This is a genomic window from Mesorhizobium sp. C277A (genome assembly GCF_040324395.1).
Classification (GTDB): Bacteria; Pseudomonadota; Alphaproteobacteria; order Rhizobiales; family Rhizobiaceae; genus Mesorhizobium.
Map to the genome: position 1 here is coordinate 5,758,390 of NZ_JAMYVW010000002.1, position 25,700 is coordinate 5,784,089.

General features: G+C 63.0%; 20 protein-coding genes. 9 read left to right on the forward strand and 11 right to left on the reverse strand.

What is annotated here, in order from left to right:
• Nucleotides 1–322: 322 nt before the first annotated feature.
• The 4 genes from fdhF to NKK52_RS28360 all read right to left on the reverse strand — a co-directional run bounded on the left by fdhF (nucleotide 323) and on the right by NKK52_RS28360 (nucleotide 6,372).
• Nucleotides 323–3,235 (reverse strand): formate dehydrogenase subunit alpha, encoded by a 2,913-nt coding sequence (gene fdhF, locus NKK52_RS28345; RefSeq protein ID WP_023673425.1) that lies wholly within the window; start codon nucleotides 3,233–3,235, stop codon nucleotides 323–325.
• Nucleotides 3,236–3,245: 10 nt separating this feature from the next.
• A complete protein-coding gene (locus NKK52_RS28350; protein WP_023673426.1) occupies nucleotides 3,246–4,802 on the reverse strand; it encodes a formate dehydrogenase beta subunit in 1,557 nt (518 codons plus the stop codon).
• A complete protein-coding gene (locus NKK52_RS28355; RefSeq protein ID WP_023738147.1) occupies nucleotides 4,799–5,278 on the reverse strand; it encodes a formate dehydrogenase subunit gamma in 480 nt (159 codons plus the stop codon). Before NKK52_RS28355 ends, NKK52_RS28350 begins: the two co-directional genes overlap by 4 nt.
• Before the next feature lie 194 nt (nucleotides 5,279–5,472).
• On the reverse strand, nucleotides 5,473–6,372 hold the full coding sequence (locus NKK52_RS28360; RefSeq protein WP_031204308.1) for a LysR family transcriptional regulator: 900 nt from the start codon (nucleotides 6,370–6,372) through the stop codon (nucleotides 5,473–5,475).
• A gap of 158 nt (nucleotides 6,373–6,530) precedes the next feature.
• Between NKK52_RS28360 and NKK52_RS28365 the strand changes: the two genes are divergently transcribed.
• The 3 genes from NKK52_RS28365 (at nucleotide 6,531) to NKK52_RS28375 (ending at nucleotide 9,445) form a co-directional block, all read left to right on the forward strand.
• Nucleotides 6,531–7,172 (forward strand): DUF47 domain-containing protein, encoded by a 642-nt coding sequence (locus tag NKK52_RS28365; protein ID WP_023673429.1) that lies wholly within the window; start codon nucleotides 6,531–6,533, stop codon nucleotides 7,170–7,172.
• A 3-nt stretch (nucleotides 7,173–7,175) separates the two neighbouring features.
• Nucleotides 7,176–8,180: an inorganic phosphate transporter gene (locus NKK52_RS28370; RefSeq protein WP_023685089.1), complete on the forward strand. Its 1,005-nt coding sequence runs from the start codon at nucleotides 7,176–7,178 to the stop codon at nucleotides 8,178–8,180.
• 77 nt (nucleotides 8,181–8,257) lie between these two features.
• Nucleotides 8,258–9,445 (forward strand): Mrp/NBP35 family ATP-binding protein, encoded by a 1,188-nt coding sequence (locus tag NKK52_RS28375; protein WP_352630353.1) that lies wholly within the window; start codon nucleotides 8,258–8,260, stop codon nucleotides 9,443–9,445.
• 142 nt (nucleotides 9,446–9,587) lie between these two features.
• Here NKK52_RS28375 and NKK52_RS28380 read toward each other — a convergent pair whose 3' ends face one another.
• Entirely contained in the window at nucleotides 9,588–10,064 is a 477-nt protein-coding gene (locus tag NKK52_RS28380) for an SRPBCC family protein (protein WP_023682064.1), read from the reverse strand.
• A 143-nt stretch (nucleotides 10,065–10,207) separates the two neighbouring features.
• Here NKK52_RS28380 and NKK52_RS28385 point away from each other — a divergent pair, with 143 nt between their 5' ends.
• The 3 genes from NKK52_RS28385 to NKK52_RS28395 all read left to right on the forward strand — a co-directional run bounded on the left by NKK52_RS28385 (nucleotide 10,208) and on the right by NKK52_RS28395 (nucleotide 14,300).
• A complete protein-coding gene (locus NKK52_RS28385) occupies nucleotides 10,208–12,013 on the forward strand; it encodes an IlvD/Edd family dehydratase (RefSeq protein ID WP_023682063.1) in 1,806 nt (601 codons plus the stop codon).
• A 332-nt stretch (nucleotides 12,014–12,345) separates the two neighbouring features.
• Nucleotides 12,346–13,827, forward strand: coding sequence for a flavin monoamine oxidase family protein (locus NKK52_RS28390; RefSeq protein WP_023682062.1), 1,482 nt, complete (start codon nucleotides 12,346–12,348; stop codon nucleotides 13,825–13,827).
• A gap of 74 nt (nucleotides 13,828–13,901) precedes the next feature.
• Nucleotides 13,902–14,300 carry a hypothetical protein gene (locus NKK52_RS28395; protein ID WP_031198172.1) on the forward strand — a complete coding sequence of 133 codons (399 nt, stop codon included), beginning with the start codon at nucleotides 13,902–13,904 and terminating at the stop codon, nucleotides 14,298–14,300.
• 17 nt (nucleotides 14,301–14,317) lie between these two features.
• Here NKK52_RS28395 and NKK52_RS28400 read toward each other — a convergent pair whose 3' ends face one another.
• Both NKK52_RS28400 and pdxR read right to left on the reverse strand, forming a co-directional pair.
• On the reverse strand, nucleotides 14,318–15,937 hold the full coding sequence (locus NKK52_RS28400) for a trimethylamine methyltransferase family protein (protein ID WP_023682060.1): 1,620 nt from the start codon (nucleotides 15,935–15,937) through the stop codon (nucleotides 14,318–14,320).
• Nucleotides 15,938–16,144: 207 nt separating this feature from the next.
• Entirely contained in the window at nucleotides 16,145–17,638 is a 1,494-nt protein-coding gene (gene pdxR, locus NKK52_RS28405; RefSeq protein WP_023682059.1) for a MocR-like pyridoxine biosynthesis transcription factor PdxR, read from the reverse strand.
• A gap of 427 nt (nucleotides 17,639–18,065) precedes the next feature.
• Between pdxR and pgi the strand changes: the two genes are divergently transcribed.
• Nucleotides 18,066–19,709, forward strand: a complete 1,644-nt coding sequence (gene pgi / locus NKK52_RS28410) for a glucose-6-phosphate isomerase (protein WP_023682058.1) — start codon at nucleotides 18,066–18,068, stop codon at nucleotides 19,707–19,709.
• The gene (locus NKK52_RS28415) at nucleotides 19,706–20,437 is read left to right on the forward strand and encodes an HAD family hydrolase (RefSeq protein ID WP_023682057.1); all 732 of its coding nucleotides are present in this window, start codon (nucleotides 19,706–19,708) and stop codon (nucleotides 20,435–20,437) included. The genes pgi and NKK52_RS28415 overlap by 4 nt, the downstream gene beginning before the upstream one ends.
• A 135-nt stretch (nucleotides 20,438–20,572) precedes the next feature.
• Here NKK52_RS28415 and NKK52_RS28420 read toward each other — a convergent pair whose 3' ends face one another.
• A complete protein-coding gene (locus NKK52_RS28420; protein WP_023740788.1) occupies nucleotides 20,573–20,959 on the reverse strand; it encodes a hypothetical protein in 387 nt (128 codons plus the stop codon).
• 34 nt (nucleotides 20,960–20,993) lie between these two features.
• Nucleotides 20,994–21,323, reverse strand: a complete 330-nt coding sequence (locus tag NKK52_RS28425; protein ID WP_023682056.1) for a MoaF-related domain-containing protein — start codon at nucleotides 21,321–21,323, stop codon at nucleotides 20,994–20,996.
• Between the two features lie 190 nt (nucleotides 21,324–21,513).
• On the opposite strand from NKK52_RS28425, the gene NKK52_RS28430 reads away from it, so the two are divergent.
• Complete coding sequence (locus tag NKK52_RS28430; RefSeq protein WP_198024921.1) at nucleotides 21,514–22,554, forward strand: LacI family DNA-binding transcriptional regulator; 1,041 nt, start codon at nucleotides 21,514–21,516, stop codon at nucleotides 22,552–22,554.
• 44 nt (nucleotides 22,555–22,598) lie between these two features.
• Here NKK52_RS28430 and NKK52_RS28435 read toward each other — a convergent pair whose 3' ends face one another.
• Together NKK52_RS28435 and NKK52_RS28440 are read right to left on the reverse strand one after the other, a co-directional pair.
• On the reverse strand, nucleotides 22,599–23,306 hold the full coding sequence (locus NKK52_RS28435; protein WP_031203730.1) for a class I SAM-dependent methyltransferase: 708 nt from the start codon (nucleotides 23,304–23,306) through the stop codon (nucleotides 22,599–22,601).
• Between the two features lie 28 nt (nucleotides 23,307–23,334).
• The gene (locus NKK52_RS28440) at nucleotides 23,335–25,326 is read right to left on the reverse strand and encodes a long-chain fatty acid--CoA ligase (protein ID WP_023682052.1); all 1,992 of its coding nucleotides are present in this window, start codon (nucleotides 25,324–25,326) and stop codon (nucleotides 23,335–23,337) included.
• Nucleotides 25,327–25,700: the final 374 nt, after the last annotated feature.

Here is a 25,700-nt window from a genome sequence, read left to right on the forward strand (position 1 = left end):
CTTAGCAGTAGCTGTGGAGGCTCGCGCCTTTCCTCTCCCCCGTCGACCGGGGGAGAGGTGTCAAGCGAAGCTTGACGGAGTGGGGGTCGACTGCTCGCCAGATAGGCCGGTTTGCCTGCTCTTTGGGTTGTGCGCGACTTTCGACGGCTGCGTGTTGCGGGGCCGGCTTCCCCCACTCCGTCGCCGCTTCGCGGCGCCACCTCTCCCCCCTCCGGAGGGAGAAGAAAGGCGCCAGGCGGCATAAGCTCGCGTCCTTCCTGACGGAGTAGGGGTCGACCAACCGTCAAGATTGAAGCTCTTATTGTCGAACGCCGTGGCAAGACTACTCCGCCGCTTCCAGCTTTGCGATGCGGCGGCTCTGCTCGGCCTGCTCGTTATAATCGCGCTGCCAGTCCGAAGGCCCGTTGGAGGCGCCGACCTGCACCGCGGTCACCTTGTACTCCGGGCAGTTGGTCGCCCAGTCCGAGAAGTCGGTGGTGATGACGTTGGCCTGCGTGTCGGGATGGTGGAACGTTGTGTAGACCACACCTGGCGACACCCGGTCGGTGATCAGCGCACGCAGCGTCGTCTCACCCGAACGGCTGGTCAGCCGCACCCAGTCGCCATCGCGCAGGCCGCGGTTCTCGGCATCGTGCGGATGGATCTCCAGCCGGTCCTCCGAGTGCCACATGACGTTTTCGGTGCGCCTTGTCTGTGCACCGACATTGTACTGGCTGAGGATGCGACCGGTGGTCAGCAGCAACGGGAAACGCGGCCCGGTCCGCTCGTCGGTCGCCACATATTCTGTGCGGATGAACTTGCCCTTGCCGCGCACGAAGCCGTCGATATGCATGATCGGCGTGCCGAGCGGCGCCTTCTCGTTGCAGGGCCATTGCACCGATCCGACACGGTCGAGCAGATCGAAAGAGACGCCGGCGAAGCTTGGCGTCGTTTTGGCGATCTCGTCCATGATTTCGGAGGGATGCTGGTAGTTCCAATCCAGCCCGATCGCGCGGGCAAGCTCCTGTGTCGCTTCCCAGTCGGCATAGCGCGCCTTCGGCTCCAGCACCTTGCGCACCATGTTGATGCGGCGCTCGGCATTGGTGAAGGTGCCGTCCTTTTCCAGGAAGGTCGAGCCCGGCAGGAAGACATGCGCGTAGTTAGCTGTCTCGTTGAGGAACAGGTCGTGCACGACGACGCATTCCATCGCCGCCAGGCCGGCCGCGACATGCTTGGTATCAGGGTCGGATTGCAGGATGTCCTCGCCCTGGATGTAGATGCCCTTGAAGGATCCGTCGACGGCGGCATCCAGCATGTTGGGGATGCGCAGGCCCGGTTCGTCGTCGAGCTTCACCCCCCACAACGTCTCATAGATGTCGCGCACCGCCTCGCCGGAGATGTGGCGGTAGCCCGGCAGTTCATGCGGGAACGAGCCCATGTCGCAGGAACCCTGCACGTTGTTCTGGCCGCGCAGCGGATTCACCCCGACGCCCGGGCGGCCGATATTGCCGGTCGCCATGGCAAGGTTGGCGATAGCCATAACCGTGGTCGAACCCTGGCTGTGTTCGGTCACGCCGAGGCCGTAATAAATCGCGCCATTGCCGCCCTTGGCATAGAGCCGTGCAGCACCTCGGATCAGTTCGGGATCGACGCCGGACAGCTTGCCCACGATTTCGGGGCTGTTTTCCGGCAAGGCGACGAAAGAAGCCCAATCCTGGAACTCCGCCCAGTCGCAGCGATCGCGGATGAAGGCTTCGTCGAAAAGCCCTTCGGTAACGATGACATGCGCCAGCGCCGTCAGCACCGCCACGTTGGTGCCGGGCTTCAGCGGCAGGTGATAGTCGGCCTCGATATGCGCCGACTTGACCATTTCGGTGCGGCGCGGATCGAGCACGATCAGCTTGGCGCCCTGGCGCAGCCGCTTTTTCAGCCGCGAGGCGAACACCGGGTGCGCGGAAGCCGGATTGGCGCCGATGATGACGGCGACATCGGTGAAATCGACGGAATCGAAATCCTGCGTGCCGGCCGAGGTGCCATAGGTCTGGCCGAGGCCGTAGCCGGTCGGCGAGTGGCAGACGCGCGCGCAAGTGTCGACATTGTTGTTGCGGAAGCCTTGGCGCACCAGCTTCTGGACGAGATAGGTCTCTTCATTCGTGCAGCGCGAGGACGTGATACCGCCGATCGAGGTGCGGCCGTATTGATACTGGATACGGCGGAATTCCTTGGCCGTATGGGCGATGGCCTCTTCCCAACTCACCTCGCGCCAGGGATCGCTGACCTTTTCCCGGATCATAGGCGACAGGATGCGGTCCTTGTGGGTGGCATAGCCATAGGCGAAACGGCCCTTCACGCAGGAGTGGCCGTGGTTCGCCTTGCCGTCCTTGTAGGGCATCATGCGAATGACTTCGTCGTCCTTCACTTCGGCCTTGAACGAGCAGCCGACGCCGCAATAGGCGCAGGTGGTGACAGCGGAACGCTCGGGCATGCCTTTCTCAAGCACGGTCTTTTCACGCAGCGCATCGGTCGGACAGGCCTGCACGCAGGCGCCGCAGGACACGCATTCGGAGGCGATGAAATCCTCGTGCATGCCGGCGACCATGCGCGATTCGAAACCGCGGCCCTCGATCGTCAGCGCGAAGGTGCCCTGCACCTCCTCGCAGGCCCGCACGCAGCGCGAGCAGACGATACATTGCGCCGGATCATAGGTGAAATAGGGGTTGGACTCGTCGCGGGCGATGTAGTCGACCGCCAGCGAGCCATGGCCGGGCGCGACGCCGTTTTCCTGCTTGACGTGGTTGCGGCCCTCAATGCCGAAGCGGTTCTCGGTCAGGCCGACCGATTTCGCCACAACGTCGAACTCGCTGGCGCCGGTGCCGGCCTTCTCGTTCCAGCCGGTCGGGTGGTCGGAGACGTAAAGCTCCATGACACCGCGGCGGATGGCGTCGAGCCGCTCGGATTGCGTGCGCACCACCATGCCTTCGCCGACGGGGGTCGTGCAGGATGCCGGCGTGCCGCCGCGCCCGTCGATCTCGACCAGGCAGACGCGGCAGGAGCCGAACGAGTCCAGCATGTCCGTGGCGCAGAGTTTTGGGATCTCGACCCCGCCTTCCATCGCCGCGCGCATGATCGACGTACCCTCCGGCACGCTGATGCTGCGGCCGTCGACGATCAGCGTAACCTGCTTTTGCGCCTTCGATTCCGGGGTTCCGTAATCGAGTTCTTCGATGAGTGTCGGGAAGTCGGCCTTGATATTCATCTGCCAGCTCCTATTCAGCAGCCACGCGCGCCGGCGCGGGCTTGAAATCTTCGGGGAAATGGGTGATCGAGCTCATCACCGGATAGGGCGTGAAGCCGCCCAGCGCGCAGAGCGATCCGAACTTCATCGTGTTGCAGAGATCGGTGACCAGTGCCAGGTTCTTCTCCGGCTCGATGCCGGCGGCAAGCCGGTCGATGGTCTCCACCCCGCGTATCGAGCCGATGCGGCAGGGCGTGCACTTGCCGCAGCTTTCGATGGCGCAGAACTCCATGGCAAAGCGCGCCTGCTTCAGCATGTCGGCCGTGTCGTCGAACACGGTGATGCCGGCATGGCCGATCAGTCCGTCGCGCTTCGCGAACTCTTCGTAGTCGAACGGCGTGTCGAACAGGCCGCGCGGGAAATAGGCGCCGAGCGGGCCGCCGACCTGCACCGCCTTCACCGGGCGACCAGTGGCCGTACCGCCGCCGATATCGTCGACGATCTCGCCCAGCGTCATGCCGAACGCCGCCTCGAACAGGCCGCCGAACTTGACGTTGCCGGCGATCTGTATCGGGATCGTGCCGCGCGAGCGGCCCATGCCGAAATCCTTGTAGAAGGCAGCACCCTTGTCCATGATGATGGGCACGGAGGCCAGGCTGATGACGTTGTTGATCACCGTCGGCTTGCCGAACAGACCCTGGATTGCCGGCAGCGGTGGCTTGGCTCGCACCACGCCGCGCTTGCCTTCAAGGCTGTTCAGCAGCGAAGTTTCCTCGCCGCAGACATAGGCGCCGGCGCCGACGCGGATTTCCATGTCGAAGGCGTTGGGCGAACCCAGCACGCTGACGCCGAGCACGCCTGCCTTGCGGGCGACCTCGACAGCCTTGTTCATGACAGCCACCGCATGCGGATATTCCGAGCGGATATAGACGAACCCCTTGGTCGCGCCGGTGGCGATGCCGGCAATCGTCATGCCTTCGATGAGCACGAAGGGGTCGCCCTCCATAATCATGCGGTCGGCAAAGGTGGCGCTGTCGCCCTCGTCGGCATTGCAGACGATGTATTTGCGGTCAGATGTCGTATCGAGCACCGTCTTCCACTTGATGCCGGTCGGGAAGCCGGCGCCGCCTCGGCCGCGCAAGCCCGATTCCGTGACCTGTTTGACGATGTCGAGCGGCGCCATGGCCACCGCGTTCTGCAGGCCCTTGAGCCCGCCCAGTGACTTGTAGGCATCGAGCGATAGCGGGTCGTTGATGCCGCAACGCGCAAAGGTCAGGCGCGTCTGCTTGGCCAGGAACGGGATTTTGTCGGGCGCGCCCAGCCAGCGCTTGTGATGCCCGCCGGTGAGAAAGCCGCTGTCGAACAGGCTCTTGACGTCCGATGGCTTGACCGGCCCGTAAGCGACGCGGCCCTTTTCGGTCGCGACCTCGACCATCGGTTCGAGGAAATAGGCGCCGCGCGAGCCGTTGCGGACGATCTTGGCCTCGACACCCCGTTCGGCCAGTTCCGCACGAACAGCCTTGGCGACTTTTTCGGCGCCGAGCGCCAGCGCGCCGGAGTCACCTGGAATGTAGATGCGCGGGATCATGAGCGTACCTCCGCGACGATCTCTTCGATCTTCTCGTCATCGAGCCGCCCGATCACCTCACCATCCAGCATCGCCGACGGTGAACAGGCGCACAGCCCGAGGCAATAGACAGGCTCAAGCGTAACCGATCCGTCGCGGGTGGTCTCATGGAAATCGATGCCGAGCAACTGCTTGACCTTTGCGGCGATCGCATCCGAACCCATCGACTGGCAGGCTTCCGCCTGGCAAAGCTTGAGCACATGCCGGCCAGCCGGCCGGGCACGGAAATCATGATAGAAGGTCACGACGCCATGCACTTCGGCCCTCGACAGGTTCAGCCCATCGGCGATGACGGGCACGGCGTCCTGCGGCACGTGGCCAAATTCTTCCTGGATCTCGTGCAGGATCGGCAGCAGGGGGCCTTCGAGGCCCTTCAACTCCTGGATGATCGCCGCCGTGCGCGACTGTATCTCGGTACTTGCAGGCTGCATCGTCACGCAGCGCCCTCCCTATCGTAGCGATCGATGCATATAATCGTCCAAAAGCATGAAGCAGTTTTGGAACAACGACATGCCTATGCCGCTTAATCGCTAAGTGCTTAAGAAATCAAAGAAAACCTCTGAAATCAATAAAGCGGTTTCGTTGCACGATAGAAAATTTCTATCGCGCTGATTGACCAGTTATGACTAGCTCAGCGATTGGCGCGGAAATCGTCTGCCAGCGCCATCGCCTCGTCCAGCAGCGCCTGCACCAGCGGCGTGTGCGGTTCGCGCGGCGCGGCGACCAGCCCGACAGTGTGGCTGGCATCCGGTTCGACGATCGGAATGGCCCGGATCGGTTCGGAAAAACCGAATGTTTCCGCCAGGTTGAGCGGCATGATCGACGACCATTTGCCTGTCCGTATGTGGGAGAACAGCACGATCATCGAGTTGGATTCCAGTGTCGGCCGCACCTGCACGCCGGCCTCGGCCAGATGCTGGTCGATGATGCGGCGGTTCTGCATGTCCGGCGTCAACAAGCAGAGCGGCAGCTGGCTGATTTCGGCCCATGTCACTTTGTCGCGATCCGAATAGGGATTTCCGACCGCCGTGATCAGCTGGTAGCGCTCGTCATAGAGCGGCACGCTCGTCACCCGTCCGAGAGGCTCGTTGTCGAGATAGGTGATGCCGGCATCGACGTCGAAATTGCCGAGCAGCGACAACACCTCGATCGAGGTGCGCGACAGGATAGAGAAGGTGACGCCCGGGTGCTTCTCGCGAAATGGCGTCGTCAGCCGCGCCACCATGGCGAGGGCGGTTGGGATGGCGGCAATACGGATACGCCCGGACAGGCCATGTCGCGCCGCCCGCATCTCTTCGCGCATGGTCCTGGAGTCGCCGACGATGCGACGCGCCCACACCAGCACCTGCTTGCCTTCCGGCGTCAGCCCCTGAAAGCGCGAACCGCGATTGACCAGCATGACGCCGAGCTGGCCCTCCAGCTGCTTGATCCCGGCCGACAAGGTCGGCTGCGTGACGCCGCACGCTTCCGCCGCCCGGCCGAAATGCTCCTCCTTGGCCAGCGTGATGAAGAATTCGAGCTTGTCGATCATACCATCCGTCCATTCGTTGCGCGCAAGGTCGGAGAAATTGCCTTTCGCCGCAAGCTCTACCCGCAATTGGCCATGCATCCACATCTTTGGGCCGGCTGGCTGTTTCCCCCGGCCGAACACGGCGCTATGTGGTTGGATGGAATACGAGGAGATCGGACATGCTGGGCTGGTTCCGCAAGCTTTTGCCGCGCGAAGATCGCTTCTTCGACCTCTTTGAACGGCATTCCCGCACCGTGGTCGGCGGCGCCGAGGCGCTGGAGCAGCTTCTGCAGGGCAAGGACATCGATCGCTGGTGCCAGAAGATCATCGATCTCGAGGACGAGGCCGATCATATCACGGCCGAAGTCCTGCTGGCGGTGCGGCGTTCCTTCATCACGCCTTTCGATCGCGGCGACATCAAGGACCTGATCCAGTCAATGGATGACGCCATCGACATGATGCACAAGACCGTCAAGACGGTGAAGCTGTTCGAAAAGAAGGAATTCGACCCGCTGATGCAGGAGATGGGCGGCGTCATCGTTGCCGCCTCCAGGCTGGTTGCCGAAGCGATCCCGCTGCTCAGCAAGGTCGGCACGCACACGGTACGCCTCAACGCCATCGCCGAAGAGGTCATGCGCGTCGAAAGCCGCGCCGACGATCTGCATGAGCAGGGATTGAAGGACCTGTTCAAGCGGCATGGCCGCAGCGATCCGATGGCCTACCTGATCGGCTCGGAGATCTACGGCCAGCTGGAGAAGGTGGTCGACCGCTTTGAGGACGTCGCCAACGAGATCAGCGGCATCGTCATCGAGAACGTTTAGGCAATGGAAGCCACCATCGCCTTTCCCGTGCTGATCGGCCTTGTCGCCGTCGCGCTGTTTTTCGATTTTCTCAACGGCCTGCACGATGCGGCGAACTCCATCGCCACCATCGTCTCCACCCGCGTGCTGAGACCACAATATGCGGTCCTGTGGGCGGCTTTCTTCAATTTCATCGCCTTCATGTTCTTCGGCCTTCACGTGGCTGAAACCGTGGGAAAAGGTATCGTCGACGTCAGCATCGTCACGCCGGCGGTGATCTTCTCGGCGCTCGTCGGCGCCATCGTCTGGAACATCGTCACCTGGATTGCCGGCATCCCGTCCAGCAGTTCGCATGCCCTGATCGGCGGGCTCGTCGGCGCCGGCGTTGCAAAGGCTGGGTCCGGCGCCATCGTCTGGACCGGGCTTGGCAAGACGGTCGCCGCAATCGTCGTGTCGCCGGCGACAGGGTTTGTTCTGGCGCTGGTCCTGATCCTGGCCGTTTCCTGGCTGTTCGTGCGCCAGACACCGTTCGCCGTCGACAGCACCTTCCGCGTCATGCAGTTCTTTTCGGCCTCGCTTTATTCGCTAGGGCACGGCGGCAACGACGCCCAGAAAACCATGGGCATCATCGCCGTGCTGCTCTATTCGCAAGGTATGCTCGGCGGGACGTTCTACGTGCCGCTGTGGGTCGTCCTCACCTGTCAGACAGCACTGGCGCTCGGCACTTTGTTCGGCGGCTGGCGCATCGTCCACACAATGGGCTCGAAGATCACCCGGTTGAACCCGATGCAGGGCTTCTGCGCCGAGACCGGCGGCGCCATCACCCTGTTTGCCGCCACCTGGCTTGGCGTCCCCGTGTCGACCACCCATACGATCACCGGGGCCATCATCGGTGTCGGCGCCGCCCGCCGCGTCTCGGCCGTGCGCTGGGGCATTGCCGGCAACATCGTCATCGCCTGGATCGTCACCTTGCCGGCCACGGCTGCAATTTCGGCGCTCACCTACCTTGCGGTTGGCCTGGCAAGGTGAGGCGGACACCGTGGTGCTTGGAGTCGCTGCCAATCTGCACTATCTGAGCCGCAGCCAAACGCCTTAGGGAATAATGCATGTCCGTCACCAAGGAAATCGTCACCGAGCGTCTAAAGACGGTCAACGGGCCGGACTTCACCGGCAACATCGTCGACCTCGGCATGGTTTCGGAGATTTTCATCGCCGATTCGAAAGTGTTTTTCTCGATCACCGTTCCCGCCGCCCGCGCACAGGAGATGGAGCCGCTGCGCGCTGCAGCCGAGCGTGTCGTCAAGGCGATCCCTGGTGTCGCCGGCGCCGTCGTCGCGCTGACGGCGGAGAAGAAGGGCGGCGGCATGGAGGCTCCGGTTGCGTCGCGCCCCGCGCCCAGGCCGGCACCGACCGCGCCCGCCGCGCCCCGCCCAGCTCCACACTCCCCAGCCCCGCACGCCCCGGCCTCGCAAAGCTCGGGCAAGCGCGGCGTGCCCGGCATCGAGGCGATCATCGCGGTGGCGTCCGGCAAGGGCGGCGTCGGCAAGTCGACCACCGCTGTCAACATCGCGCTTGGCCTCGCCGCCAACGGTTTGCGTGTCGGCGTGCTCGATGCCGATATTTATGGCCCGTCCATGCCCAGGCTGCTCAACATCCATGGCCGGCCGCAGACCGTCGACGGCAAGATCCTGAAACCGATGGAGAATTACGGCCTTAAGGTGATGTCGATGGGCTTCCTCGTCGACGAGGAGACGCCGATGATCTGGCGCGGTCCGATGGTGATGTCGGCGCTGACGCAGATGCTGCGCGAGGTCGAATGGGGCCGCCTCGACGTGCTCGTCGTCGACATGCCGCCCGGCACCGGCGACGCCCAGCTGACCATGGCCCAGCAGGTGCCGCTGGCCGGCGCCGTCATCGTCTCGACGCCGCAGGACCTGGCGCTGATCGACGCCCGCAAAGGATTGAATATGTTCAAGAAGGTCGACGTGCCGCTGCTCGGCATCGTGGAGAACATGAGCTATTTCATAGCCCCCGATACCGGCAAGCGCTACGACATCTTTGGCCATGGCGGGGCGCGGCGCGAGGCCGAGCGACTCGGCGTGACCTTCCTCGGCGAAGTGCCGCTGGAAATGGGCATTCGCGAAAGTTCTGATGAAGGTGCTCCGGTGGTGGCGTCGAAGCCAGACAGCGCCGAGGCGAAGATCTATCGCGGCATTGCTTCGAAGGTCTGGGACCGGGTCAACGAAGAACGCGGCGCGGCCGAAGCGGCGGTGCCGAACATCGTGTTCGAGTAGCTCGGATATCCCTTCCCCTTGAGGGGAGGGTGGCCCGAAGGGCCGGGTGGGGTCCGCGGTGACACGCTCGACGCTATTTCTTTACAAGTCGAGGCAGCTCAACTCACGTTGAGGCAGTTGAGGCGACCCCACCCGCCTCGCTTCACGAGGCACCCTCCCCTAAAGGGGGAGGGGAGCCCACCTTCTCGCCAAAGCTTGAAAAGAACTGCAAGGCCAGCTTCTTCGAAGTCGATTCGATCAGCCGGCTGCCGAGTTGGGCGATCTTGCCGCCGACTTCGGCCTTGGCCGCGTATTTGAGGACCGTCGCATCCGGCCCGTCCGCCGTCAGCGTCACGTCGGCGCCACCCTTCGCGAAGCCGGCAATACCGCCCTTGCCCTCGCCCTGGATGGTGTAGGAGTGCGGCGGCTTCAGGTTCTTCAACGTCACCTCGCCGTTGAATGTCGCCTTGATCGGTCCGATCTTCAACACCACCGTCGCCGCCATTTCGGTCGGCGATTTCATCTCCAGGTGCTGGCAGCCGGGAATGGTCGCCTGCAAAACCTTCGGATCGTTCAGCGCGTCCCACACTTTCTGCAGGGGGGCGGCAATGCGTTCCTCGCCTTCGATCACCAAAGCCATCGACACCTCCCGGACAGACTTCGAAGGCCTAACGCACGGTCTGGTCTGTGTCTATCGCACCAAAGTCCGGTTGCGACGGTGCGCCCTCTTGCCTGCTTCCGCGCGTTGCCATATCGATTTGTCTTACAAATACGGAGACCATGATGGCAGGCGCCCCCACCGGAAAGAAGAAATTTCGCTCGCAGGAGTGGTTCGACAATCCCGACAATCCAGGCATGACCGCGCTCTACCTCGAGCGCTACCTGAACTACGGCCTGACGCGGGCCGAGTTGATGTCGGGCAAGCCGCTGATCGGCATCGCCCAGACCGGCTCGGATCTGTCGCCGTGCAACCGCCACCATATCGAACTGGCCAAGCGCGTGCGCGAAGGCATCGTCTCGATGGGCGGCATCCCCTTCGAATTCCCGTGCCATCCGATCCAGGAGACCGGCAAGCGCCCGACCGCGGCACTCGACCGCAACCTTGCCTATCTCGGCCTGGTCGAAGTGCTTTACGGCTATCCGCTCGACGGCGTCGTGCTGACCATCGGCTGCGACAAAACCACGCCGGCGCTGCTGATGGCGGCGGCCACCGTCAATATTCCGGCCATAGCACTTTCGGTCGGACCGATGCTCAATGGCTGGCACAAAGGCAAGCGCACGGGATCCGGCACCATCGTCTGGGAATCGCGCCAGCGCCTCTCGGCCGGCGAGATCGACTATGACGAGTTCATGGACATCGTCGCCTCATCGGCGCCGTCGACCGGCTATTGCAACACCATGGGCACCGCCACCACGATGAACTCGCTGGCCGAGGCGCTCGGCATGCAATTGCCGGGCTCGGCTGCCATTCCGGCACCCTACCGCGAGCGCGGCCAGATCTCCTATGAGACGGGCAAGCGCATCGTCGAGATGGTGCATGAGGATCTGAAGCCATCCGACATCATGACGCGCAAGGCGTTCGAGAACGCCATTGTCGTCAATTCGGCGATTGGCGGCTCGACCAACGCGCCGATCCACCTCAACGCGATTGCCCGCCATCTCGGCGTGCCGCTCACCAATGACGACTGGCAGACGGTCGGCCTCCATGTGCCGCTCATCGTTAATCTGCAGCCATCGGGCGAATATCTCGGCGAAGACTATCACCATGCCGGCGGCGTGCCGGCTGTGGTGGCCGAGTTGATGAAGGCCAAGCTGCTGCCTTATCCCGAAGCGATGACCGTCAATGGCAAGACTATCGGTGACAATTGCAAGGGTGTCGCCAACGAGAACACCGACGTCATCCGCGCCGTCGCCGAGCCGCTGAAGGCCAATGCCGGCTTCATCAATCTCAGCGGCAATCTGTTCGATTCCGCAATCATGAAGATGAGCGGCATCTCGCCGGAATTCCGCGAGCGCTATCTCTCCAACCCGAACGACCCGGAAGCCTTCGAAGGCAACGCCATGGTCTTTGACGGTCCGGAGGACTACCACGCCCGCATCGACGATCCGGCGCAAGGCATCGACGAGCACACCATCCTGTTCATGCGCGGGGCCGGCCCGATCGGCTATCCCGGCGGCGCCGAGGTGGTCAACATGCAGCCGCCCGCCTATCTCATCAAGAAGGGCATTCACGCGCTGGCCTGCATCGGCGATGGCCGCCAGTCGGGCACATCGGGCTCGCCCTCTATCCTCAACGCTTCGCCGGAAGCCGCCATTGGCGGCGGCCTGGCGCTGCTCAAGACCGGCGACCGTGTGCGCATCGATTTACGGAAAGGCACTGCCAACATCCTCGTCACCGACGAGGAAATCACGCGCCGCCGTGCCGAACTGCAGGTCGATGGCGGCTATCATTATCCCAAGCATCAGACGCCATGGCAGGAGATCCAGCGCTCCATGGTCGACCAGTTCTCGGAGGGCATGGTGCTGAAGCCGGCGGTGAAATACCAGGATGTCGCCCATACCAGCGGCGTGCCGAGGGACAACCACTGAGCACCCGCTTGATATGAAAATGCCGGCCTGATCGGGCCGGCATGAAAGCCTTGGCGTAAGCTTGTTTGGATGGCGGCCTCAGGGTGGAGGCGGGCCGGACGAAGCGGCGATGGCTGTGATGCCGGAGAGTCGTCCTGCCTTGCGGATGACTGGTGTGTGATACTGTTTCTTCATAGGACCCGTTGCCCGTTTTAGATCACTGCTCGCACGCCAACTGATCCCACCTGTCAGTATGACATTGCAGTCCTCGTCAGTTTCGGGTTTTTTGACACGAAATCAAGAGGGGTCCAGAGCGTCGTCCATGATGATGGTTTTCCGCCACGGGCGTATCCTTGCCGCCTAGCCCGATCGACATTGCCCCGGTCGACATTGCTATTGTCGGCGCGGGCATGGCCGGTCTCTTCCTGGCGTGGCGCTTGTCCCAAAGTGAAAAGCCCGCAAGGATCGCAGTTTTCGAATCCGCCGGTCGCGTCGGCGGTCGGGCCTCCACGGTCTCATTTCCCGGAGAGCCGAACTTCGGCATCGATCTCGGCGCGATGATGCTGATGCCACAACATCGGCTGCTCAAAAAACTCATGGCGACGCTGGATGTAAAGCTGTCGGGTATGGACGTCGTCACCGGCGCCAACCGGCTCCATCTGCGCGGTAGGAGCCTGCCCTACGCCGCTATATCGCGCTTTGCGCCGCGCCGCCTGTTTGCCTATGACGTGACGCGTCGGCTGCAGGAAAAAGGCCCGTCCCGCCTGCTGCGAAAGGCGGCAGCACTGATCCTGCCGGGTTCGGAGGCCTTCGGCAGCGCCGAATGGAACGGCGCCGCAGGCTTCGTTTATCGCGGCCGCAAGCTGGCGGATTGGGCGACTTGGGATGTGCTGGCGACGGTCTTGACCCCGGAGGAAATGGCTTTTGCCGAGGACGCGGTGGGCTATTCGTTGCTCCTGCGCGGACCCAACGCCGCCGAGACGTTCAGGCTTGCGCTCGGCGAGCTGAGCGGCGGCCGCTCCTATTGTTCCCCCGATGGTGGGTTCCAGCCGGTTGCGGAGCGAATGGCCGGGCGGATCGCTGTCAGCGGCGGCGCCGTCCATCTCGATCACACCGTGACCGCCATCGCCCGCTCGGCGCAAGGGATGGTCTTGTCTGTCGAGGGGCAGGGCGGGACGGTCGAGGCGCGCAAGGTCGTGCTGGCGTTACCGGTCCGCCCCCTGCGGACCCTGCTGGAAAAGTCCGGCATCGAGCAGCCCAGCGATCTGCCGGCACCGGAACCCTGGCCGATGCTCACGCTGGCCGCCTGCTATGCCAGCCCATGGTGGGCTCGAAACGGCATCGCGGCCGGCCACAGCGTGACCGATCTGCCGGCTCGCCAGATATGGCAGTTCACAAAAGCGGACGCGCGCGACGCGACGATTCGGCGGAGCGTCGCCATGGCCTATTGCGATGGCAGGCACATGGTATTCTGGCGCTCACTGCTGCCTGAGCTCGCTCGGCGCCACGGTTTTGCGGTTTTGGCCGAGGGACATTCCGCGCTGGAGGCCTTTCACGGCCAGATGGTCGAAGTCCATGGCAAACACGGCGCCATCTCGAAACCCATCGGCGGGTTTGCGCAGGATTGGGGTGCGCCGGCCTATGGCGGCGCGTCGCATGTCTGGGACCGTGGCATAGATATCTCCGGTATAAAACTGGCGAGCCATACGCTTGCTCCGGGCATTCATGTCTGTGGCGAAGCGTGGTCCAACAATCACGGCTGGATCGAGGGCGCGCTGGAAAGTGCGGAAGACCTGTTGCAGCGGGAATTCGGGCTCGACGCCTGGCTTGCCTGAGACTCCGCAAGGGCGATGAAAAACGATCCTACATTCCCATATGAGTGGTCGGCTATCGGACGGAAAGTATCAACGTGACTAAACGGCGCTCTTCAATCGGTTTCCTCGGCATGTTCGGTCGCTCCGGCGATTTGCGGGAACTCGACACCGCGCTGCGCGGCGCCGATCTGCATCCGGCGCTTGTCCCTGAGGGGGTAAAGCTCACCATCGTCAATTTGATGAAGGATCATTGGCCGGACGAGCCGCCGCCCGACGCCTACCGGTCCGTGGCGCTGCTGTTCGGCTTTTGCATCGCGGGCCCACAAACCTTCGAGCAGGCCAATGGGCCGGAGCGGCGGCTGGAGGCTGAGCGCCGCATCGAGGCTGCGCTTAAAACCGGCGACAGCCTGGATGCCCAGATCGTGTTGATGGCGCTGCATGGCAAGCTGATCAGCGCCGAAGTCGTCGAGCGCTTTGGGCTAAGCGCGGACTGACCTTCGTAAGGTGAAGCTTACCCGCCCATGCCGCTGCGTGGCAGCTTGATCATCTCGCCGAAGCGGGCACGCAATTTGTCGTCGAGCAGCTTCGGCACATGGCGCGGGAAGCGCTCGGCCAGCACGCGCTTCTTTTCGATGATCGCCCGCTGCAAGATGTCGGGCCGGCCCTTCTCGTTCCATTCCTTGGGCGAAAAGCGGTCGCCGACGGCAGGATAGAAATACTCCGTCTGCATTAGGCGCAGCGTCTGCTCATTGCCGAGATAGTGGCCTGGGCCATTCATGCAGACTTCGGTGATGGTGTCGATCGACAGCGCTTCGTCGGTCACTTCGATGCCGCGCACGCAGCGCAGGCAGTGGCCCAGCATGTCATTGTCGATGATCAGGCTCTCCAGGCAAAAGCCGAGCAGCGAGGCATGCATACCCGCCGATTCATAGACCAAGTTGAGGCCGGCAAGACCGGCCATCACATCGGTGATGCCCTTTTCATAGCCGGACTGGATGTCGGGCAGTTTCGAATCCGTCATGCCGGCGGCCGAACCGCCCGGCAGATCGTAGAACTGCGCCATCTGCGCACAGGCCGAAGTCAACACTGCCTGCTCGGCCGAGCCGCCCGACATGGCGCCGGTCCTGAGGTCGGATACGAACGGCCAGGTGCCGAAGATCGCCGGATGCCCGGGCTTGATGGCGTTGACGTATATGAGGCCGACCAGCACTTCGGCCACCGCTTGCACCACAGCGCCGGCAATTGCCGCCGGAGCGGTGGCGCCGGCCTGGCCGGCCGATAGAAGCAGGATCGGAATGCCGCCTTCGACGCAGGCTTCGAGCACGCCGCAGGCGTCCTCAGCGAATTTCATCGGCGGCACGACGAAGCAGTTGGAATTGGATACGAACGGCCGGGCGCGAAAGTTCTCCTCGCCGCCGGCGATCGCATAAAGCATTTCCAGCGCCGGCTGCACGTTCTCGCGCACCGTGAACGAGGTGCCGACATGCTTAGACGTGCCCATCACGCAGGCGTAGAGCGTGTTGAAATCCATTTCGAGCGGATCGGGAATGTCGCGCGGCACCATCGGCCGCTGGAAGAAATGGATGTTGTCGAGCCCTTCGACGAGACGAGCGGCATCATAAATGTCCTGCACCAGCGACTCGCGGTATTCGCGCTTTTCGACATCGACCAGATGCACCGCCGCACCCGCCGTGCCGTAATGCACGCGCTTGCCCTGGATCAGCATGTCATGCCTGGGGTCCTGGCCGTGCAGCGTAAAATTCCTCGCCGCTTTCTTGATCGTGTCCATCACAAGCCCACGTGGGAAACGGATGCGGCCGTCATCGCCATAGACGGCGCCGACCCCGGTCAGCGCCTCGATGCAGGAGGGAATGGCATTGGCGAAGCCGACGGTCTCCAGCAGCGTCAGCACCGCTTCATGGATGCGCTCCTGGTCGTTCTGGTTGAGCGGCCCGTAGCTGCCGCCTTCGAGGCCGGCGCGCACCGGCCGGATATCGTCGGCAAGCGGTGCGGCGCGCATGGCGCGGCGCGCTTCGCGCCCGCCGGATCGTCGCGAACGCTGGTCGGCTGATGTATCTTTAGGAGCCGCATCCTTAAGAGCCGCATCCTGCTGCTCAGCAGCCACTGACATGGGGGGCACTCCACCTTTAGCTTGCGAAACACGGCGCGGTGATTGGTCCACCGTCGGCTTGCTTCGTCCCTCTGTCAGCCGACTATGCCGTTGCCATTGGCCCAGCCTATGGGCCAGTCAACGCAGCCGAGTATGCCAGAGAGCTAATGCAGAATGTTGGTGATCATGCCAAGGGCCGGGGCTGTTCAAAGCTCCGGCACAGGCAAATCAGGCTGCCGCGGGCCTGCGTCCGGCCGCAGTCGCGAGCTCGCGAATACCCGGCTCGATGTGCTGCAGCGCGATCGAGGAAATGCCCAAGCGCATGAAACGCGACGGCTTTTCGGTGCGATCGAAGAAGCGATCGCCCGGCTCGATGATGACGCTGCGCGAGGCCGCGGCCTCGGCCAGTCCACGTGAATCGGTGCCGCGCGGGCCTTCCAGCCAGAGCGATGTGCCGCCGGCGGAATCGGTCGAGCGCCATTCCGGCAGGAATGCGGAAATCGCATGGACCAGACGCTTGCGCCGCTCGTCGAAGGCCGACGACAGCCGCCGCACCAGCGCCTCGTGATGGCCGAGCGACAGGAACAGCGCGACCGCGCGCTGGTTGTTGGCCGGCGGGTGCCTGAGCATGAAGCGGCGCAGCGCCCTAAGCTCGGAGATTAGTCCAGCCGAAGCGACGATGTAGCCAAGCCGCAGACCCGGAGCCAGCGTCTTCGACATCGAGCCGACATAGACGACGCGACCCGAGCGATCGAGGCTCTTCAGCGCCTGCTGCGGCGCCTCGTCGAGAAGCTGGCTGTCATAGCCGTCCTCGATGATGATCTGGTTGTGGCGGTTGGCGCGCGCCAGAAGGTCCTGCCGCCGCTCTGCCGCCAGCGGCACCATGGTCGGGCAATGGTGGCTGGGGGTGACGAAGACAAAGCCGGAATCGTTGGGGATGGACGAGGTGACGATGCCGGACTGATCGACCGGAACCGGCTGGATTTCGGCGCCTGCCAGGCGGAAGATCGAGCGCGCGTCGGGGTATCCCGGGTCTTCCATCGCGACCTTGGAGCCCTTTGTCATCAGCAGTGTCGCCAGCATATAGAGCGCGTTCTGGGCGCCGAGCGTGACGATGATCTCGTCCGGATTGGCGAAGATGCCGCGCCGCGGCAACAGCCGCGCCTGGATCTGCTCGATCAAGAGCGGATCGTCGCGATCGACCATGTCGGAGGCCCAGTTGCGGATTTCGAGCACGGCCAGCGCCATGCGGTTGCACTCACGCCATTCGGCTGTCGGGAACAGCGCCGGGTCGAACTGGCCGTAGACGAAGGGGTAGGACGACTTGATCCAGTTGTCGTGCTTGGCCGGTGGCGGCATATCGCTGGCGGCGATCTGCCGGCGTGCCTTCCAGTCGATCTCGTTCTGCTGGTCGGGCGCCTTCTGGTGCGGCTTGGCGGGGGTGGCCAGCACATCCGGATTGACGAAATGGCCGCGCCGTTCGCGCGCCACCAGGAATCCCTGATCGACCAATTGCTGGAACGCCAGCACCACAGTGCCGCGCGCGACGCCGAGTTTTTCAGCCAGGATGCGGCAGGACGGAAGCGGCATCGAAGCGGCGATCTGCCGGTCGAGAATGGCGGCGACGATCGCCTGACGGATCTGCGCCTGCAGGGTCTGGCCCGATTCCGCCGAAATCCGGAACAGGCCGGACCATATGGCCGTGTCGTTACGCTGTGGCATGGAAGGTGTTCCTCGATGGCCAGTCTTTTTTGCTTGGCTGGACCAGCGGAAGGTAACCGTGGCACAAGGGGTTGCGCCAATCAATTTTTCTGATCGCTGGGATTTATGCCAGTGATCTATGCGCGACGCGCAGCGTCGTCGCATCCCCGGGTGACGCTTTCGTCCTCCCGCAGCGCGGACGCCCGCGCGATGCGAAGCGTCGTCGCGCCTCATTATCCCAAGCGCGACGCGTAGCGTCGTCGCTACTCCCATCACATCATCCAGCGCGACGCGCAGCGTCGTAGCTCCATCAGATCGCACTATGCTGCACTGCGTCATCCCCACGCATTGAAACATGGGGAATTCGGCTCGATAACATCACCCCGACGACACGCGCCGGAAACATCCGGTCTGATAAGATGTCGTGAAAAACGATCAGGAGCCGGCATTGGATCATTCCTCCTTCGACAAACAGCTTGTCGCCTTGCGTGCTGCGCGCGCGGCGGCATCGGGCACGATGCGCGAGGCTTTTGCCGCCGACCCCAAGCGCTTCGAGACGTTTTCGGCCAGCGACGGCGACCTTTTGCTCGACTGGTCGAAATGCGCGGTCGACCAGCGCACGATGGAACTGCTCGAGAAGCTCGCCGCCGCCGCCGATCTCGAAGGTCGCCGGGCCGCAATGTTTTCCGGCAAGAAGATCAACATCACCGAGGACCGCGCCGTGCTGCACACGGCGCTTCGCAACCTCTCGGGCAAGGGCGTCACGGTCGATGGCCAGGACGTCAAGGCGGATGTGCTGTCCGTGCTCGACGCCATGGGCGCTTTTGCCGATGCCATTCGTTCCGGCAAGGCCGCCGGCGCCACCGGCAAGAAGATTACCGACATCGTCAATATCGGCATTGGCGGCTCCGATCTCGGCCCGGCCATGGCGACGCTGGCGCTGGCGCCCTATCACGACGGCCCGCGCGCGCACTACGTCTCCAACATCGACGGCGCCCATATCCACGACACGCTGAAGGGCCTGTCGGCCGAAACCACCTTGTTCATCATCGCCTCGAAGACCTTCACCACGGTCGAGACGATGACCAATGCCGAGACGGCGCGCGAATGGGTGCAGAAGGCGCTCGGCAAGGAAGCTGTCGGCAAGCATTTCGCCGCCGTCTCGACCGCGCTCGACCTGGTTTCCAAGTTCGGCATCGAAGCGGATCGCGTGTTCGGCTTCTGGGACTGGGTCGGCGGCCGCTATTCGCTGTGGGGCGCCATCGGCCTGCCGGTGATGATCGCCATCGGTCCGCGCAATTTCCGCGCCTTCCTCGACGGCGCGCATGAGATGGACGAGCACTTCCGCACCGCACCCCTGCAGAAGAACCTGCCGGCGCTGCTGGGGCTGGTCGGCTGGTGGCATCGCGTGATCTGCGCTTATCCGGCGCGTGCGGTCATCCCTTATGACCAGCGCCTTTCCAGGCTGCCGGCCTATCTGCAGCAGCTCGACATGGAATCGAACGGCAAGGGCGTCACCCTCGACGGCACGCCGGTGACGACGCCGACCGGACCGCTGGTCTGGGGCGAGCCCGGCACCAATGGCCAGCACGCCTTCTTCCAGCTGCTGCACCAGGGTACCGATTTCATCCCGGTCGAGTTCCTTGCCGCTGCCGTCGGCCATGAGCCTGATCTCAAGCACCAGCACGATCTACTGCTTGCCAATTGCCTGGCGCAGTCGGAAGCGTTGATGAAGGGCCGCACGCTGGACGAGGCGCGCGCGCAGATGCTGGCCAAGGGCATGAAGCCGGCCGATGTCGACAGAATAGCCCCGCACCGTGTCTTCTCCGGCAACCGCCCCTCGGTGACGATCCTCTACCGTAAGCTCGACCCGCGCACCTTCGGCCGGCTGATCGCGCTTTACGAGCACCGCGTCTTCGTCGAAGGCACTCTGTTCAACATCAATTCCTTCGACCAATGGGGCGTCGAGCTCGGCAAGGAGCTGGCGACCGGCCTGTTGCCAGTCGTGGAAGGCAAGGAGAGCGCCGACAAGCGCGACGCATCGACCGCCGGGCTGGTGGCGCGCATCCAGCAACTGCGGGGGGCTCAATGAAAAATCCGGCCGACATCAAGGGCATCTTGTTCGACAAGGACGGCACGCTTGTCGATTTCAACGCGACCTGGCTCAGCATTGCCGATTTCATGGCCATGGACGCCGCCGAGGGCGATCGCTGGAAAGCCGACAGGCTGCTTTCAGCGGCGGGCTTCGATTTTGTCGCCAAGCGCTTCAAGCCGGATTCCATCTTCGCCTCGGGCACCAATATGGATGTCGTCGAACTGTGGTTCCCGCGCCTGTCCGACGAGGACCAGATGCTGGCCGTCGCCCGCTTCAACGAGATCACCTCGGTGCAAGGCTCATCGATGGCGGTGGCCTTGCCCGGCATCGTCGTGGCGCTGACGGCTTTGCACAAGCGATCCTACCGGCTCGGCGTCGCCACCAACGATTCGACTGCCGGTGCGGAAAAGACCATGGTCACGCTTGGCGTCGCGCAGCTGTTCACCGCCGCCTATGGCTATGACGCGGTCGCCAATCCGAAACCGGCGCCGGACACGATCGTCGCCTTTTGCGACCTGACCGGGTTGAAGGCGTCCGAGATCGCCATGGTCGGCGACAACCGCCACGACCTGGAGATGGCGCGTGCCGGCGGCTGCGGCCTGGCGGTCGGCGTGCTCTCCGGCACCGGCACGCGTGAATCGCTGTCGGCGATCGCCGACGTCGTTCTCGATTCTGTTGCCGACCTGCCGGACTTTCTGTCGGCGCGGGTCAAGGAGACGGTTTGACGGGGAGTGCCTGGGGTGAAGCGCGAAGTACCGAACGTCCGTTCTTAGGCCGCAGTCCGACTGCAGCTTTAAGGCCTGAATCCTCAAAAGCGGACGTTCAGCGTGCGCGGATTCCGTTGGCCAGGATCACGCCTGCTATGACTTCATCTCGACGCGGATACCGTGCAGGGTCTTGCTCGAAGCGTTGAGCACGCGACCCGCTGGTTGGGGGGCCATATGCACCACAAGACACCCTTGACCGTCCCATGCCTGAACCGCTTGGACGACATCTCGATTGGGCGGCATCATGGTTCCATCCGGCGCGAAGTCGTGGATAGGGCCTTCCACCTCATCGAACACGAATACTGAAGGCCAGCGGTGGTGATGTGTCGGCTCTTCCTCGTCGGGCTTGAGGATTACCTCAAGCACACGTAGCCGGTCATTCTCAAACAACACCTTATGGTTTCCGGGAGCCGCGATAACGGCGTCAAGCTTTGGATCCCACTGTGTAGGGTCGGTCTGGTCGATCACCTTGGTGGTCATGGCGTAATTCTCCTCTCAGATAGACAGGCGGCCCTCACGCCGTCGTCACTGGTTGAATTGTGCCTTGCGCGCAGAACTGCTGCCCGTCCGCCAGTCGCGCATAGTTATGAACGATCTGGTTCTCGTGATCTTGAACCTGCACGACGAAGTTGCCGCCTTGCTCGGTCCAACTCATGATGACAAGTCCGGGTCGAACGCCGGTCAGACTGCTCTGAACCACCTCGTCGATCTTTGTAGCGCCGATCGTCGCCTGCACCCGCAATTCGGTCGGCGACAGGACCGTCAACCTCGGTACAAATTGTCCGAACAAGCAATCAAAAGTCTTTCCGACGAGTGAGGTCGGAGCACCATTGGTCGTAGCCATCCTAGTCCTCCTTAATGATTTGCGAAATCAGGCACGCTTGGCCGATGTCCGGCACAGAGACCGGAAATCTGCAATTTTTTAGTTTTTGGAGCGCTCCAAGTGCAAATTCCATCATTTGACGCTTGGCGTCAAGAAAAAACTTGGAGCGTTCCAAAAAATTGTCTAACTGAGGGAAATGAACGCTTCTAAAATGCCTACGCTCGCCGATGTCGGCCGGGTCGCGGGAGTCTCCCGCGGTACTGTCTCCAACGTTTTCAACCATCCGGACCTGGTGCGGTCCGATCTGCGCCGGCGCGTCGAGGCCGCGGCTCGCCAGCTCGGTTATGATGGCCCCGATCCGAGAGGACGCGTGCTGCGCGACGGGAGGTTTAACGCCCTTGGCCTTATCCCTCCAGGTGCATATGCCATTGCCGACATGATCAGGAGCCCATATCTGCGTGAGCTGGTGCTTGGCGTTTCGCTTGCTTGTGACGAGGCTGGAGCGACATTGAGTTTGGTCAATGGTACGGACGAAACACGCACCTCCACCATTCGAGAGGCCTTGGTTGACGGCTTCATTCTGGGCCACAGCGCGGACATCGAGTTGATCGCGTCTTTACGTCGCCGGCGGCTGCCCTTCGTCATCCTCGAGAGCGATGCCGGTCCGGACGTCAATTCTATCCGGATAGACGGCAGGAGCGGGGCGCTGGCGGCCATCAGGCATCTGGCTGCTCTTGGACATCGGCGTTTTGCAATCCTGTCCATTCGGCGCACATCGGGGTCACCCATCGTCCATTTGCCTGGCAATTCCCCGCGCGCTATCTCTGCCGGTTTTCAACTCGATCAGGAGAGACTTTTCGGCTTCGCCCAAGGGTTGGCTGAGTTCGGTCTGTCAATCGACAATGTCCCGATCATCGAGACGACTCCAGGTGATCCTTCGGCCGGAGAGGTCGTATTCGACCAGGTTCCGCAGGCAACGGCGATCCTGACTATGTCGGACTGGCAGGCGATCACCGTCCTGGACGAAGCGCGTCGGCGCAATATCAATGTACCCGAGCACGTGTCGGTCGTCGGCTTCGATGGTACCGCAGAGTCTTCGCGCACCACGCCTCCACTCACGACAGTGGCTCAAGACATTGTCGGGAAGGGGAGACTTGCCGCCACGACGGTGTTTGCAAACGGCGCCCCGAGCCAAGTGATCATACCGGTCGAACTGTTGGTCCGCGGCTCGACCGCCCGACCACGCGGTTAGGCCGGGCCACCCTTACCGGGTATTCAACGGTGGGCGTTGCCGCTTCAGCGCTCATCGGCTTCAAACGAAAACACTCCGCTCGGCCTGGTCGAAGCACCCTTCGCGTCGCCAAAATCCGGCACCTGATATTCGGCGAGCAATCGTAGCCGCGACAGCGGCAGATCGGCGCGGCGGGGATCGCCGACCAGCACCTCGATGCCGGCTGCCAGGCAGCGGTCGAGGAACGGGATCATCCGCAGAGCAACCTCGCGGCCGTAGAACACGTCGCCGGCAAGCACGAGGTCGACCGCTGGCGGCGGGCCCGTCGTGATATCCTGGTCGACAATGGTGATCTCGACGCCGTTGGCCAACGCGTTGAGGCCGATCGCGGCGACGCCGTTGCGATCGATCTCCGCCGCGATCACCGCGCTGGCGCCGGCCTTGGCGGCGGCGATGCCGACGAGGCCCGAGCCGGCGCCGAGGTCGAGCACGCGGCTACCGGCCACGCTTTGCGGATGGTCGAGTATATAGCGCGCAAGCACGGCGCCGCCGGCCCAGGCATAGGCCCAGTAGGGCGGCTGCGGCTCAGCTTCGTGCTGCTCGGTTTGGCTGCCGTCTTCCGGTCCATAAGCTCGCCACTCGACAAGCCGCCTCAGGCCGCTGCCGGGATGAGCCGTATAGAGCTGGATTTCACGAAGGGCGGGAACGGGCGCAAGCCGCAGGTTCGCCTTGATGAACACTACTGCATCGGGACGCCGACTATCGTCCGCCATCCCGCCGTCGCTTGGCTCGCCGTTCAAACTATTCCCGCAGCGCCCGGCGCAAAATCTTGCCCACCGGCGTCTTCGGCAGTTCGGTCCTGAACTCGATGTATTTCGGCCGCTTGTAGCCGGTCAGGTTTTCGCGACAATACGCAGTGATTGCCTCAACGGTCAGCGCCGGATCCTTCTTGACGATGAACAGCTTCGGCACTTCGCCCGAATGCTCGTCCGGCACGCCGACCGCCGCCACTTCGAGCACGCCCGGATGCTGGGCGACGACTTCCTCGAGTTCGTTGGGATAGACGTTGAAGCCGGAGACCAGGATCATGTCCTTCTTGCGGTCGACGATCTTGGTGTAGCCGCGCTCGTCCATGAAGCCCATGTCGCCGGATTTGAAGAAGCCGTCCTTGGTCATCACCTTGGCGGTCTCGTCCGGCCGGTTCCAGTAACCGGCCATGACTTGTGGCCCGCGGATGCAGATCTCGCCGACTTCGCCCAGCGGCAGGTTGTTGCCGTCATCGTCGCGGATGACGATCTCGGTCGACGGCAGCGGTAGGCCGATCGTGCCGGTGAAATTGCTGTCGCTGAACTTGTTGGCGGTGGCCACCGGCGAGGTCTCCGACAGCCCGTAGCCCTCGGTGATCGAATTGCCGGTCAGCGCCTTCCAGCGCTCGGCCACCCCCTTCTGCACCGCCATGCCGCCACCCAGCGTCATGATCAGCGGCTTGAAGTCGAGCTTGCGGAAATCCTCGTTGTTGAGCAGCGCGTTGAACAGCGTGTTGAGGCCGGGGAAAATGTGCATCGGGTATTTCTGCAGCTCCTTGACGAAGCCGGGAATGTCGCGCGGGTTGGGAACGAGCACGTTCTGGGCGCCCTGCTGCATGCCCATCAGCGCGTTCACCGTCAGCGCGAAGATATGGTAGAGCGGCAGTGCGCAAATGAAGTTGAGATGCGCCGGTTTCGGCTTGATCGCATAGGCGTCCTGCAGCCACAGCGTGTTCTGCGCGACATTGGACAGCACATTGGAGTGCAGCAGCACAGCACCTTTGGAAATCCCCGTGGTGCCGCCTGTATATTGCAGGAAGGCGACGTCGCTGGCTTCCATCTTGGCCGGCTTGAAGGCGATGCCGGCGCCGGCCTTCACCGCCGCATTGAACTTGACATGGCCGGGCAGCGACCAGGCCGGCACCATCTTTTTCACCCGGCGCACGACCAGGTTGACGATCGTGCCCTTGAGGCCGCCGAGCATGTCGCCCATCGCCGCGACCACCACATGCTTCACCGCCGTCCTGGCAATCACCGCGTCCAGGGTGCTGGCGAAATTCTCCAGAATGACGATCGCCTGCGCGCCGGAATCCTTGAGCTGATGTTCGAGCTCGCGCGGCGTGTAGAGCGGATTGATGTTCACCACGACATAGCCGGCGCGAAGCACGGCCATCATCGCCACCGGATATTGCAGCACATTCGGCATCATCAGCGCCACGCGTGCGCCTTTCTGCAGGCCCTTCGATTGCAGATAAGCGCCGAAGGCGGCCGATTGCCGCTCGAGTTCGGCATAGGAGATCGACTTGCCCATGCAGACGTATGCCGGCTGGCCGGAAAACTGCTTGCAGGCGCCGACGAGGAAGTCGCCGATCGAACTGTAGGGCAGGGCGCCGATCTCCGCCGGCACGACTTTCGAATAGCTTTTTAGCCATGGCTTTTCCGGCAAGCCCGCGGCAAGCGCCGTCAGCGTATTCGGCAGTTTTTTGGCCGCGCCCGGCGACGGCTTCGAGGCGGGCTTCGCCGCGGCTGTCTTCGCGGCTGGCGGCTGGGCGGGCTTTGCAGCGGGTGTTGTCTTCGCCGCGCGCTTGACCGCAGGTTTCGCTGCCGGGTTGGCGCTTGCCTTCGCCGGCGTCGAGGTTGCCGTTGGCTTGACGGCGGGAGTGGCTTTGGCCGGTGGCGCTTTCGACTTGGCGGCAGCGGCGGCCGGTTTTGAAGCTTTCGCCGCTTTTGCTTTCGCCGGGGCCGTTGTCTTTGTTGCTTTCGCCACCTCTAGCCTCCCTCGGTCGTTCTGTTGCCTGCTCCTGCTGCGCCGCCTCGATGTGGTGAGGCGTCCTCCGCTGCATCGATGTCGCGGATTCCCGGAAAATCCAGCGTGTCATCTATCTATTGCGACTATCGGCGGCCGTGCAAGTCTTGCCCCAGCGGCAGGACGGCAAAGATTTGCCGTCGAAATCCTTCCCGCGATGCCAGCTCAGGCAATGCCGTCCGGTCATCTCGGTGGCGAAACCCAGGCTTGTGGATTTTTGGCTTACGATTGCTGCGATCAATGAAAAAATGCGGTCGTTAACAATCCCGTGATTAGCAGATTTTGCTATTTGTTTCTGCAGCTCGTCAAAGACCGAGAAATATTTTCTGCTTACG